At 68.0% G+C, this 13,103-nt stretch carries 9 protein-coding genes, 1 pseudogene and 1 riboswitch; all 10 genes and pseudogenes read left to right on the forward strand.

What is annotated here, in order from left to right:
* Positions 1 to 102 (forward strand): annotated as a pseudogene (locus tag A5712_RS27085) (WXG100 family type VII secretion target); the annotation flags it as partial.
* Between the two features lie 50 nt (positions 103 to 152).
* Positions 153 to 437, forward strand: coding sequence for a WXG100 family type VII secretion target (locus A5712_RS27090; RefSeq protein WP_067004763.1), 285 nt, complete (start codon positions 153 to 155; stop codon positions 435 to 437).
* 90 nt (positions 438 to 527) lie between these two features.
* Positions 528 to 1,430 carry an ESX secretion-associated protein EspG gene (locus tag A5712_RS27095; RefSeq protein ID WP_067012971.1) on the forward strand — a complete coding sequence of 301 codons (903 nt, stop codon included), beginning with the start codon at positions 528 to 530 and terminating at the stop codon, positions 1,428 to 1,430.
* 270 nt (positions 1,431 to 1,700) lie between these two features.
* On the forward strand, positions 1,701 to 3,218 hold the full coding sequence (eccD, locus tag A5712_RS27100) for a type VII secretion integral membrane protein EccD (RefSeq protein WP_068112659.1): 1,518 nt from the start codon (positions 1,701 to 1,703) through the stop codon (positions 3,216 to 3,218).
* Entirely contained in the window at positions 3,196 to 5,037 is a 1,842-nt protein-coding gene (locus A5712_RS27105; RefSeq protein WP_068112663.1) for a S8 family serine peptidase, read from the forward strand. The genes eccD and A5712_RS27105 overlap by 23 nt, the downstream gene beginning before the upstream one ends.
* 19 nt (positions 5,038 to 5,056) lie before the next feature.
* A complete protein-coding gene (gene eccE / locus A5712_RS27110; protein ID WP_068112666.1) occupies positions 5,057 to 6,262 on the forward strand; it encodes a type VII secretion protein EccE in 1,206 nt (401 codons plus the stop codon).
* A complete protein-coding gene (eccA, locus tag A5712_RS27115) occupies positions 6,259 to 8,085 on the forward strand; it encodes a type VII secretion AAA-ATPase EccA (protein WP_068112669.1) in 1,827 nt (608 codons plus the stop codon). Before eccE ends, eccA begins: the two co-directional genes overlap by 4 nt.
* Positions 8,086 to 8,703: 618 nt before the next feature.
* Complete coding sequence (locus A5712_RS27120; RefSeq protein WP_068112672.1) at positions 8,704 to 9,972, forward strand: PPE family protein; 1,269 nt, start codon at positions 8,704 to 8,706, stop codon at positions 9,970 to 9,972.
* A 71-nt stretch (positions 9,973 to 10,043) separates the two neighbouring features.
* A riboswitch (M-box (ykoK) riboswitch) is annotated at positions 10,044 to 10,215 on the forward strand.
* A gap of 390 nt (positions 10,216 to 10,605) precedes the next feature.
* Positions 10,606 to 11,811, forward strand: coding sequence for a PPE family protein (locus A5712_RS27125; RefSeq protein ID WP_068112675.1), 1,206 nt, complete (start codon positions 10,606 to 10,608; stop codon positions 11,809 to 11,811).
* Positions 11,812 to 12,774: 963 nt separating this feature from the next.
* Positions 12,775 to 13,103 (forward strand): PPE family protein (locus tag A5712_RS27130; RefSeq protein ID WP_156766793.1); only part of this gene is annotated, 329 nt, incomplete at its 3' end.

Here is a 13,103-nt window from a genome sequence, read left to right on the forward strand (position 1 = left end):
AACATCGTGAACATGCTGCACGGTGTGCGCGACGGGCTGATCCGCGACGCGAACAACTACGAGCAGCAAGAGCAGGCCTCGCAGCAAATCCTCGGCAGCTAGCGCGAAAAGCGCAGCTTCCGTACCCTTTGAGACGTTAGGAGAACACCAACATGACAATCAATTACCAGTTTGGCGATGTGGATGCCCATGGTGCGACGATTCGCGCCCAGGCCGCGTCGTTGGAGGCCGAGCACCAGGCCATCGTTCGCGATGTGCTGGCTGCTGGTGACTTCTGGGGTGGCGCCGGTTCGGTGGCCTGCCAGGAGTTCATCACCCAGTTGGGTCGTAACTTCCAGGTGATCTACGAGCAGGCCAACGCTCACGGCCAGAAGGTGCAGACGGCGGGCAGCAACATGTCCAGCACGGACAGCGCCGTCGGCTCCAGCTGGGCCTAGCTCGCAACTTCAGGCGCGGCAGCACACCAGGTTTCGGTGTGCTGCCGCGTCCTGCGGTTTCCGTAACTTCGACCACTTCTGAGGCTATCGATGGACCAACAGAGCACCCGCACCGACATCACCGTCAACGTCGACGGCTTCTGGATGCTTCAGGCGCTGCTCGACATTCGCCACGTCGCGCCGGAATTGCGCTGCCGCCCGTTCGTGTCCACCGACTCGAGCGACTGGCTCAACGAACACCCCGGAATGGCGGTGATGCGTGAGCAGGGCATCGTGGTCGGCGACGAGGTGCACGAACAAGTCGCGGCTCGAATGCGGGTCCTCGCCGCGCCCGACCTCGAGGTCGTGGCCCTGCTGTCGCGGGGGAAGCTGCTGTACGGAGTCGTCGACGACGAGAACCAGCCCCCCGGCTCGCGCGACATCCCCGACAACGAGTTCCGCGTGGTGCTGGCCCGCCGCGGCCAGCACTGGGTGTCGGCCGTCCGGGTGGGCAGTGACATCACCGTCGACGACGTCGCCGTCGCCGACAGCGCCTCGATCGCGTCGTTGGTGATCGACGGGCTGGAGTCGATCCACCACGCGGAGCCCGCCGCGATCAACGCGGTCAACGTGCCGCTGGAGGAGATGCTGGAGGCGACCAAGTCCTGGCAGGAATCCGGCTTCAACGTCTTTTCCGGGGGAGACCTGCGGCGGATGGGCATCAGCGCCGCGACGGTGGCCGCGCTGGGCCAAGCGCTGTCGGACCCCGCGGCCGAGGTCGCCGTCTACGCGCGCCAATACCGGGACGACGCCAAGGGACCCAGTGCCTCGGTCCTGTCGCTGAAGGACGGTTCGGGCGGCCGCATCGCGCTGTATCAGCAAGCGCGTACGGCGGGTTCGGGGGAGGCCTGGTTGGCGATCTGTCCGGCAACCCCGCAACTGGTGCAGGTGGGCATCAAGACCGTCCTGGACACGCTGCCCTACGGCGAGTGGAAAACCCACAGCAGGGTGTGACATGGGCGCGAAACATAAACTTTACCAACGCTTTTGCCGACAACATGCGGTCGGGATGCGAAGACGGCATACTTCTCTAGAATCATCACAGCAAATCTTTCAAAGCAGTGTCACCACAACTCCTTAGCGCAAGGCGAGGCAGATGAAATCCGAAATGGTCAGGCTGTACCTCTCAGGGGGCCTTAGCGCCTCGGCGAGTGAGGCGTCCGGGGCGTTCGAGCGCCTGGCGACACGGGGTTACACATTCACAATGGCAGGGGGTGCAGGGCGATGACCGCAGTCGGCGTAGCTGATGCCCTACAGGCAGACATCGAGGGAATTGCACAGCCTCGGGCGGTAGTCGTCGGCGTCATGGCCGGCGAGGGTGTCCAGATCGGCGTCCTGCTGGACGCCAACGCCCCGGTCTCGGTGATGACCGACCCGCTGTTGAAGGTTGTCAACAGCCGGCTGCGGGAACTCGGCGAGACCCCGCTGGAGGCCACCGGCCGCGGCAGGTGGTCGCTGTGCCTCGTCGACGGCACGCCGTTGCGGGCCACGCAGTCGCTGACCGAGCAAGACATCTACGACGGCGACCGGCTCTGGATCCGGTTCCTGCCGGACACCGAGCACCGGTCGCAAGTCATCGAGCACATCTCCACCGCGGTCTCGGCAAACTTGAGCAAGCGGTTCGCCGCGATCGACCCGGTCGTCGCCGTCCAGGTGGGCGCCTCGATGGTCGCGATCGGCGTGACCGTGGCGTCGGGTCTGCTCGGCTGGTGGCGTTGGCACCACAACTCGTGGCTGCCTACGGTGTACGCGTCGATCATCGCCGCGATCGCATTGACGGTGGCAGTCATGCTGGCGATGCGGGCGAAGACCGATTCGGACCGCCTGGTCGCCGACATCATGCTGCTGAGCGGCCTCGCGCCGCTCACGGTGGCCGCGGCCTCGGCCCCGCCCGGCGGCGTCGGTTCGCCGCAAGCGGTGTTGGGCTTCGGCGTGCTGGCGGTTGGCGCGTCGCTCAACCTGCGCTTCACCGGTCGCCGGCTGGCCATCTACACCGCGATCGTGACCATCAGCGCCGTGGCGGCGATCGCCAGCCTGGCGCGCATGGTCGCGAACACCAGCGCGGTGACCAACTTCAGCTGTGTGGTGCTGGTCTGCGTGCTGGGCTACCAGTCCGCGCCCGCGCTGTCCCGGCGGTTGGCCGGCATCCGGCTGCCCGTCTTCCCGTCGGCCACGAGCCGGTGGGTGTTCGAGGCCCGACCGGACCTGCCCACCACCGTGACGCGCGCCGACGGCGGCGCCCCGGTCCTGGAGGGGCCGGCGTCCGTTCGGGACGTGGTGCTGCAGGCCGAGCGCGCCCGCTCGTTCCTCTCGGGCCTGCTGTTGGGGCTCGGCGTGCTGATGATCGTGTCGCTGACCGCGCTGTCGGACCCGCACACGTTCCAGCGCTGGCTGCCGCTGATCCTGGCGGGCTTCACCGCCGGCTTCCTGATGCTCCGCGGCCGCTCGTACGTGGACCGCTGGCAGGCGATCACCCTGGCCGCGACGTCGGTGCTCATCGTCACCGCGATCGTGGTGCGCTACGCGCTGGGGTTGCAGTCTCCGCTGGCGGTGTCGATCAGCGTGGCGATCCTGGTCCTGCTGCCGGCCGCGGGCATGACGGCCGCGGCGGTGGTGCCCAACACCATCTACAGCCCGCTGTTCCGCAAGTTCGTGGAATACATCGAGTACCTGTGCCTGATGCCGATCTTCCCGTTGGCATTGTGGCTGATGAATGTCTATGCCGCGATCCGTTATCGCTAGCAGCAAGGTGTGGCGCGGTCGCGCATCCCGCGCGGCCGTCGCCGCACTCCTGCTGACTTCAGGTGCACTAGCCGGTCTGCCACCCGCCTACGCGATCTCGCCGCCGACGGTTGATCCCGCGGCGGTGCCGCCCGACGGCCCGCCCGGGCCGCCGGCGCCGATGAAGCAGAACTCTTACTGCACCGAGGTCGGCGTGCTGCCCGGAACCGACTTCCGGCTGCAGCCCAAGTACATGGACATGCTGAACCTGCAGGAGGCCTGGCAGTTCGGCCGCGGCGCGGGCCAGAAGGTCGCCGTGATCGACACCGGTGTCACCCCGCACCCGCGGTTTCCGCACCTCATCCCCGGCGGCGACTACATCATGTCGGGCGACGGGCTGTCGGACTGCGACGCGCACGGCACGATCGTGGCGTCGATGATCGGTGCGGCCCCGGCCAGCGGTGCGGCGACGCCGCCGGCGGCACCGCGCAAGCCGGTCACCATTCCCACCACGGAGCCGCCCCCGAAAGCGCCACCGCCACAGACGGTGACCTTGTCGCCGTTGCCTCAGACCGTGACGATGGTCCCCGCGCCGCCCCCGTCGGAATCACCTCCGCCGGGGCCGTTCGGGGCACCGCCGGCACCAGCCGCGCCCGCGGGTCCGGCCGGGCCGGCGGCGGGACCCCCCGCGCCCGGGCAGGCCCCGTCGGCGAACCACGGCGGCGGGACGGTCACGATACCGAGCTACTCCGGCGGTCGGCACGTGATCGGTGTCGACAACCCGGTCAAAACGCTCCCACTCGACCCGCCCAAGCCGCCGCCCCCACCCCCGGCGCCCCCGGCGCCGGCGTCGGCCCCTGACGCGTACAGCGGGATCGCCCCGGACGTCGACATCATCGCGATCCGCCAGTCCAGCCAGGCCTTCGGCCTCAAGGACGCCTATACCGGCGACGAAGACCCGCAGACGCGGGCAAAGATCGACGACGTCGAGACCATGGCGCGGGCGATCGTGCACGCCGCCAACCTGGGCGCCACGGTCATCAACATCTCCGACGTGACCTGCATGAGCTCGCGCAACATCATCGATCAGCGCTCGTTGGGCGCCGCCGTGCGCTACGCGGCGGTCGACAAGAACGTCGTCATCGTGGCGGCGGCGGGCGACACCAGCAAGAAGGACTGCAAGCAGAACCCGGCCTTCGATCCCATGCAGCCCAAGGATCCCCGCGACTGGGCCGGGGTGGGCACCGTGGTGACGCCGTCCTGGTTCAGCGACTACGTCCTGACGGTGGGCGCGGTCGACAACGACGGCCGACCGCTCACCCAGGGCGGCCAGGGCCAGGGGACGACGAGCGTCGCGGGACCGTGGGTGGGAATCGCCGCACCGGGGACCGACGTCATCGGCCTCTCACCGCGCGACGACGGCTTGATCAACGCGATCGACGGCCCGGACAACACGCTGCTGGTTCCGGCCGGCACCAGCTTCTCGACCGCGATCGTTTCCGGGGTGGCTGCCCTGGTCCGCGCCAAATATCCGCAGCTATCGGCGTATCAGGTCATCAACCGGTTGGAGCGCACCGCCCGGGCGCCGGCGCGCGGGGTGGACAACCAGGTCGGCTACGGGGTCATCGATCCGGTGGCGGCGTTGACGTGGGATGTACCGGAAGGTCCAGCAAAGCCGCCACAGCAACTGTCGGCACCGTTGAACATTCCTAAGGCGGCCCCGCACCGGGATATGGTGCCAGTATGGGTGGCAGCCGGAGGGTTGACCGCCGCATTGCTGATCGGCGGCGCCGTGTTCGGTATAGCAGTGTTCATGAAGCGAACACGGAAGCAGCAATGAGGTCGGAGCAGCAATAGGTATGAAGGCTCAGCGAAGTTTCGGATTGTCTTTGTCGTGGCCGCGGGTCACCGCGGTGTTTGTCGTCGACATCCTGATCCTGTTGGTGGCCAGCCACTGCCCGACCTCCTGGCAGGGCGAGCACCACATCGCGTTCTGGGTCGGAGTTGGCCTGGCGGCGGTGGTCACGCTGCTGTCCCTGGTCACCCACCACGGCCTCACGGTGACCTCGGGCCTGGCCACCTGGCTGTGGGACTGGTCCGCCGACCCGGGCACCGCGCTCACGGCCGGCTGCACGCCGGCGATCGACCACCAGCGCCGGTTCGGCCGCGACAAGGTCGGCGTACGCCAGTACGACGGCCATCTGGTGAGCGTGATTTCGGTGGACGGCGGGGAGGACGACGCGTCCGGCCGCCATCGGCACCGGAACACGGCGGCCATCCTGCCGGTGCACGCGGTCGCCGAGGGCCTGCGCCAGTTCGACATCCACCTCGACGGCATCGACATCGTCTCGATGAAGGTGCGCCGCGGCGGCCCCGAGTCCAGGGCGGCCGAGAAGTCCAAGCTGGACGACTGGGGACCAGAGGAGTGGGGCGTGGTGAGCGACCAGCCCACCTCCTTTGTGCGCCGCACCTGGCTGGTGCTGCGGATGAACCCGCAGCGCAACGTCGCCGCCGTGGCCGCCCGCGACTCGCTCGCGTCGACCCTGGTGGCGGCCACCGAGCGGCTTGCCCAAGACCTCGACGGGCAAAACTGCGTGGCCCGGCCGCTGACCGCCGATGAGCTCGCCGAGGTCGACAGCGCGGTGCTGGCCGACCTCGAACCGACCTGGAGTCGCCCCGGCTGGCGGCACCTCAAGCACTTCAACGGGTTCGCCGCGAGCTTCTGGTTGACGCCGTCGGACATCACCACCGAGACGCTGGAAGACCTGCTGCTGCCCGACGTCGGCGCCGCCGTCGTCACGATCCGTCTGAACACCAGCGCCGGCCGCCCGCAGTTGTCGGCCTGGGTGCGCTACCACAGCGAGCGCCGCCTGCCCAGGAGCGTGTGGTCGGGACTCAACCGGCTCACCGGCCGCCAATTGGCGGCGGTACGCGCCAGCCTGCCCGCCCCGGCGGCCCGCCCACTCTTAATCGTCCCCAGCCGTCCGTTGCTCGACGACGACGACCTGGTGCTGTCGGTCGGTCAGGAGCGGGAGAGCGCAGCGAGCGTGTCTGCGGCGCAATGACGCGCTCGCAATCCACCGCCGAAGACGCCCGCAATGCAATGGTCGCCGGGCTTTTGGCGTCCGGTATTTCGGTCAACGGGCTACAGCCCAGCCATAACCCGCAGGTGGCTGCGCAGATGTTCAACACGGCCACCACGCTCGACCCGGGCATGTGCGACGCCTGGCTGGCGCGGATGCTGGCCGGCGAGCAGAGCCTCGAGGTGCTCGCCGGCGCATGGGCGGCGGTCCGGACGTTCGGTTGGGAGACGCGCCGCCTCGGCGTGACCGACCTACAGTTCCGGCCTGAGGTCTCCGACGGGCTGTTTCTGCGGCTCGCCGTCACCAGCGTGGAGTCGCTGGCGTGCGCATACGCGGCCGTGCTGGCCGAGGCGAAACGCTACGAGGAAGCCGCGAAGCTGCTCGACGGCGTCGAGCCCCGGCATCCGTTCGACGAGGAAGTCGTCAACTACGTGCGGGGTGTGCTGTACTTCCGCACCGGACGCTGGCCCGACGTGCTCGTCCAATTTCCCGAGGGCAAGACCTGGCGGCACCCCGAGCTGAAGGCCGCGGGCGCCGCGATGGCGACCACCGCGCTGGCCTCGCTGGGCGTGTTCGAGGAGGCGTTCCGGCGCGGCCAGGACGCCGTCGAGGGCGACCGGGTGCCGGGGGCGGCCAACATCGCGCTGTACACCCAGGGCATGTGCCTGCGGCACGTCGGCCGCGAGGAGGAGGCCGTCGAGCTGTTGCGCCGGGTGTACTCCCGCGACCCGAAGTTCGCCCCGGCCCGAGAAGCGTTGGACAACCCCAACTATCGGCTGGTGCTGACCGATCCGGAGACGATCGAGGCCCGCACCGACCCATGGGATCCGGACAGCGCGCCGACACGCGCGCAGACGGAGGCCCTCCGCCACGCCCAGGAGGCCGCCAAGTATCTGGCCGAGGGGGACGCCGAGCTCAACGCGATGCTGGGCATGGAACGCGCGAAGCGGGAAATCAAGCTCATCAAGTCGACCACCAAGGTCAACTTGGCCCGGGAGAAGATGGGTCTCCCCGTTCCGGTGACCTCGCGCCACACCCTGCTCCTGGGGCCCCCCGGAACCGGCAAGACGTCGGTGGCGCGGGCCTTCACCAAGCAGCTCTGCGGGCTCACCGTGTTGCGCAAGCCGCTGGTGGTGGAGACGAGCCGCACCAAGTTGCTGGGGCGGTACATGGCCGACGCCGAGAAGAACACCGAGGAGATGCTCGAGGGGGCGTTGGGCGGCGCCGTCTTCTTCGACGAGATGCACACGCTGCACGAGAGCGGGTACCACCAGGGCGACCCCTACGGCAACGCGATCATCAACACGCTGCTGCTGTACATGGAGAACCATCGCGACGAGCTGGTGGTGTTCGGCGCGGGTTACGCCAAGGCGATGGACAAGATGCTCGAGGTGAATCAGGGTCTGCGGCGGCGCTTTTCGACCGTGATCGAGTTCTTCAGCTACACCCCGGACGAGCTCGTCGCGCTGACCAAGCTGATGGGCCGGGAGAACGAGGACGTCATCACCGACGAGGCCGCCGACGCGCTGTTGCCGTCGTACACCAAGTTCTACCTCGACGAGAGCTACTCCGAAGATGGCGATCTGATTCGGGGTATCGATACGCTCGGCAACGCCGGCTTCGTGCGCAACGTGGTGGAAAAGGCGCGCGACCACCGGAGTTTCCGGCTCGACGACGAAGACCTCGACGCGGTGCTCTCGAGCGGCGAGTTCAGCGAGGCGCAGCTGCTCCGGTTCACGGAGTTGACCGCCGAGGATCTCCTTGAGGGCATTCGCACGGCCGTGGCCGAGAAGAAGCCGTCGTAAACCGCTCGGGCAGTCCCGACTGGCGAACGGCCGCAATTGCTTTCGGTGGCCCCCGCTCGCATTTCGATTCCCGCCGCGGTCCGGGACCCCCGTCGGGTTCTATGAGCTTTCTATTAATTTTCGGTGGATGAGCGGTTCGCATTGCCGGGCGTCGGCACCGGTGCCACCATGATCCTCAATGCTCATCGCCGAGCACAGTTTCCCCGCGGAAATGGGTCTTAAGAAGGGGATTTAGGTCTATCGTCGCAAGACGCCTAGAAATCAGGCGGCTTTTGCCCCACACATGGTTTCGCCGGGGGTCTCGTCCCGATTCGGGCAACCGTGGCGCACTTCCGTGAGCGCCCTGGCCACGACGGGAGGTGGGCGTACTGGCCGAATTGACCGTTAACGCATGAGAACAACGACCGTTTCTTTCCGATCCGGTCGTGGCGCGCTGGCCGCCGTTTGAATCGGCAACACCCGACATAGCTCGGCGGCCGCCTGCCCGTAGCCGGGTCGGACTATCCGCTCTTTAAAGGAGAAGTCCGATGTATTTCTTTGTAACACAACGGAAATCACAGCGCAACGCGACCATGCTGGCCGCCAAAACCGTGACGGCCGGTTAAGGGGGTGGCGGCAATGGATTTCGGAGCACTCCCACCGGAAATCAACTCCGCCCGGATGTATGCCGGGCCGGGCTCGGCGCCGATGATGGCCGCCGCGACGGCCTGGGCCGCGCTCGGTGCGGAGCTCGGTTCGACGGCGGCCTCATACGACGCGGTCATCACCGGGCTGACGAGCGAGGAGTGGATGGGGCCGGCCTCCGCCTCGATGGGCGCCGCCGCGGAGCCGTATGTCCAGTGGATGACCAGCACCGGGGGACTCTCCCAGCAGGCGTCCGCTCAGGCGGCGGCCGCGGCGGCGGCCTACGAGGCGGCGTTCGCGATGACGGTGCCCCCGGCGGAGGTGGCGGCCAACCGGGCCCTGCTCGCGGCGCTGGTTGCGACGAACTTCCTCGGGCAGAACACCCCGGCGATCGCGGCCACGGAGGCCCAGTACGGCGAGATGTGGGCCCAGGACGCGGCGGCGATGTACGGCTATGCGGGGAGCTCGGCGGCGGCCTCCACGCTGACGCCGTTCGATCCACCGATCCAGACCACCAATCCGGCCGGGCAGGCCGCCCAGGCCGCGGCGGTCAGCCAAGCCACCGGCACCGCGGCGGGCACCGGATCCCAGACGATGGACCAGCTGTTGTCCGCGATACCGACTGCGCTGCAAGGACTCTCGTCACCGGTCTCGGCCGCCGCGAATCCCGCGGCCAGCATCCCGGGGGCGGGATTCCTCGACGCCATCCTGAATTTTTTGGACGGTGCGGACGGCAACGCGATCGGGACCTTCTTGAACTCCTCGTTCGTCAACGGGTTCGTATCGGCCGGGTACGTGAGCCCCGCCATCATCGAACCGGCAGTTACGGCCGCGATGTCGGACATCAACGCGGTGGCGGTCTCCTCGACGCCCGGCGCCACCGCGCTGCCACCGATGGGCGCCGGCGCCGGGAATCCGGGATGGTTGCCGCTGTTGACGCCTGGGGCCGCCCCGGCAGGCATAGCGGGCGACCTGAGCGGAGCGATTTCGGGCGGCACGAATCAGGCGACGCTGGTCGGTCGGTTGTCCGTGCCCCAAGCCTGGACGGCGGCCGCCCAGGTGGAGAACCACGCGGGGGCGACGTTCGCCGGGGGTGGCTGGACCAACGCCGTCGGCCCGGGCGCCGGCGCGGTGCAGGCCGGCCCGGGAGCGATTCCCGGTATGCCGGGCATGCCCGCCGCCACGGCCGGAGGTGGCTACGGCCACGGCCCCCGCTACGGCTTCCGCGTGACGGTGATGCCGCGTCCGCCGGCCGCCGGGTGACAACGGGCTTGTTGCGAGCGTGTGGCAGTTGGTTTGACTGATCTACCGTCCGGGTGCCACGATGGCCTGTGCAAGCACCTCGCTAGGTGAGGCGTCTGCACGGATACAGGCCACTGACCTCGAACGTCGAAAGACGCCCAGGGTCAGGACAGCTCTTCCCGGCTTAAGGGTTGAGCCCAAGTGGCTTCCGGCTCAGATCGGATACGCCGTGTGGTGCCAAAGCTCTGACGAGAGGGGTGCGGTCTCCGGGAGTTTCAGCCCGGGCCCTTCTCCCCGGTGTGCGACATAACGGCATCCCCGTGTGCCCAGGCTGTGAGGAGGTGAGAGCGAAATGAGTCTCGACGATAGTCCGTATTCCAAATCGACCATTTCGGTTCGATCCGGCCCCGGCCCCTTTCTGACCGTCTGAACGGCTAACCCCGACAGACCTCGTACGGACGCGTCCGCCCTAGCGGACCGCGTCCGTGAATTGCGCTGAAACCAGCCACAATTGCCGGCCGGCACGGGTCACCCTCTTTCCGCGAGGAGTAGTCCGATGTCGCTTGTCTTCGCACGTCCGGCGGACTTCGCCGTAGCCACAACACAATCAGCACCCACGCCACCCGCGCGGCCCATTAGGGGAAGGGGCCAACGATGACCGCTGCACTCGATTTCGCACTGCTCCCACCGGAAGTGAACTCCGGCCGGATGTACTCCGGAGCGGGCTCGGGCCCGATGCTGGCCGCCGCGTCGGCCTGGCACGGGCTCGCCGCCGAATTGCGCTCCACCGCAATGTCTTACGGCGCGGTGCTGACGGCGCTGACCGGTGAAGAATGGCACGGCCCGGCGTCGGTGGCGATGGCCGCCGCCGCCGCTCCATACGCGGCCTGGCTGGGCACGACGGCCGAGCAGGCCGAGCAGACCGCCGCACAGGCCGAGGGCGCCGCGGCGGCCTACGAGGCCGCCTTCGCCCAGACGGTGCCGCCGCCCGTCATCGCGGCCAACCGCGCCCAGCTGATGGCGCTGATCGCCACCAACATCCTCGGTCAGAACACCCCGGCGATCGCGGCGACGGAGGCCCAGTACGCCGAAATGTGGGCCCAAGACGCGGCCGCGATGTACGGCTACGCCGCCTCGTCGGCGGTCGCCGCCCAGCTGAGCCAGTTCAGCGAGCCGCAGCAGACGACCAGCCCCGGTGGGCCTGACGCACAGTCGGCCGCGGTGGCCCAGGCCATCGCCACTCCGGCCGGGGCGCAACAGGGCACGCTGGCACAGCTGATGTCCACGCTGCCCTCCGCACTGCAGGGGCTGGCGTCGCCGGCATCGGCGCAGACGCCTGCGTCGGAGATCGTGGGCCTGTTGACGGGATCCGGGTCGGGATCCGCCACGCTGGACGGCCTTTGGGCACAGTGGGGGCCCAACGCCAACATCTGGAACACCGCCTTCTCGTCCGGGTTCTACATGCCCAGCAACACGCTGGCCCCATTCCTGGGCCTGCTGGGCCAGGGGGCCGCCGCGGGCGACGCGGCCGACGCCGCGGGCCAAGCGGTCGGCGACGCGATCGGTGCGGCGGCGGCCGGTCCTGCCGTCGAGGGCGTCGGCAATGCCGTGGCGGCCGGCGTCGGCCACGCGCCGATGATCGGCGCGCTGTCGGTGCCGCCGAGCTGGACCGCGCCCGCGCCGCTGGCCGGCCCGCTGGCCTCGTCGCTCGGCGGCACGCCCATGGTGGCACCCCCGGCCATGGCGGCCGGCATGCCCGGCATGCCGATCGGGGCCACGGGTGCGCAACCCTACGGGCGCGCCGTGCCGCAATACGGCTTCCGTCCTACCTTCGTCTCGCGGCCCCCGGCGGCCGGCTAGAGCTCACCTCACACGGGTTACTCGCGCGGATTGAGCTTTCCGCAACCTCGCGATCATGCCTCGCGGGCGCCTGTCCGGGGTGATGAGCACCGCAAATCGGCCGCATCCGGCTCACAGCAAACTTCCAGCAGCAAATCAGCGTTCCACCAGCGGCAAATGCGTACGCTAGGTGAAATTCAGGGAAGCACCAGATGACGAAAAACTATCCACTCGGCGAAGGAGTCGCTGAGGATGCCAGGGCCAAGGCGAACGCGCGCTGGCAAAGGATGCCGACGGTCCGGAGCAACGTGGCGAACGCCGACGGCGCTGTCGGCCCGACCTGGGATTAATTGAATTTCACAAGAATCACGGTGAGCGCTCGAGCCAACCCCCGCGACAAGCGCTGGCGAACTCGAGAACTATTGGCATTAAGACAGTGCATACTTGTCGAATATGTTAATTGCTTAACGGTGTGGAATAGCGGCGAATGCGGGCACATTAATTGTTGCGCCGCGTTAGCAACGATTAACGGCCGGCAGCCGCCGGTCGTCTAGCCTATTATGCGAAAAGTACGGCAAACTTCAGCCCCATTTCTGGCCGGTTGCTGGGAATCGGCTACTGATAACCTGGACAACGTCTTTTGGGGTGGCAGGCGTTAGCTGACCAGCAGCATTCTCACAGGCATATTCGAGCGGTGACACTTGTCGTTTACTTTACTATTACATCCCTGGAACGTGCCACGAATACGTTCCAATCACGATGATCGCTACATTAGGCAGCGCCGCCTGAACGCCGGGCGGACCGCCGCCGCTGACACATTGTGATTAGGAGTGTGGAACCCTGTCGTCCTCATACACGTCCAATCAATGCGTGAATTCAACAGCGGATTCCATGGATTCCATTAGAGCTGCCGCGCGGTTGCGGACGGGCCGGCAAGCCGCGCCTAACATGGCGGCCACTCGAGGGGAGCGGAGTAAATAGATGTTGGATTTCGGGGCGCTACCACCGGAGATCAACTCGGGGCGGATGTATGTCGGCGCGGGGTCGGGGCCCATGCTGGCGGCCTCGGCGGCCTGGGACGAGTTGGCGACGGAACTGCAGTCGACGGCCGCCTCGTACGGCGCGACGATCGAGAGCCTCGCCGCCGGGCCGTGGACGGGGCCTTCCTCGATCGCCATGGCGGCCGCGGCGGCTCCCTATGTGGCGTGGATGAGCGCGACCGGCGCGCAGGCAGAGGAGGCCGCCAGCCAGGCCAAGATCGCCGCCGGCGCCTACGAAACCGCCTTCGCGGCCACGGTGCCGCCACCGGTGAT

Source organism: Mycobacterium sp. E2327 (genome assembly GCF_001672675.1).
GTDB lineage: Bacteria > Actinomycetota > Actinomycetes > Mycobacteriales > Mycobacteriaceae > Mycobacterium.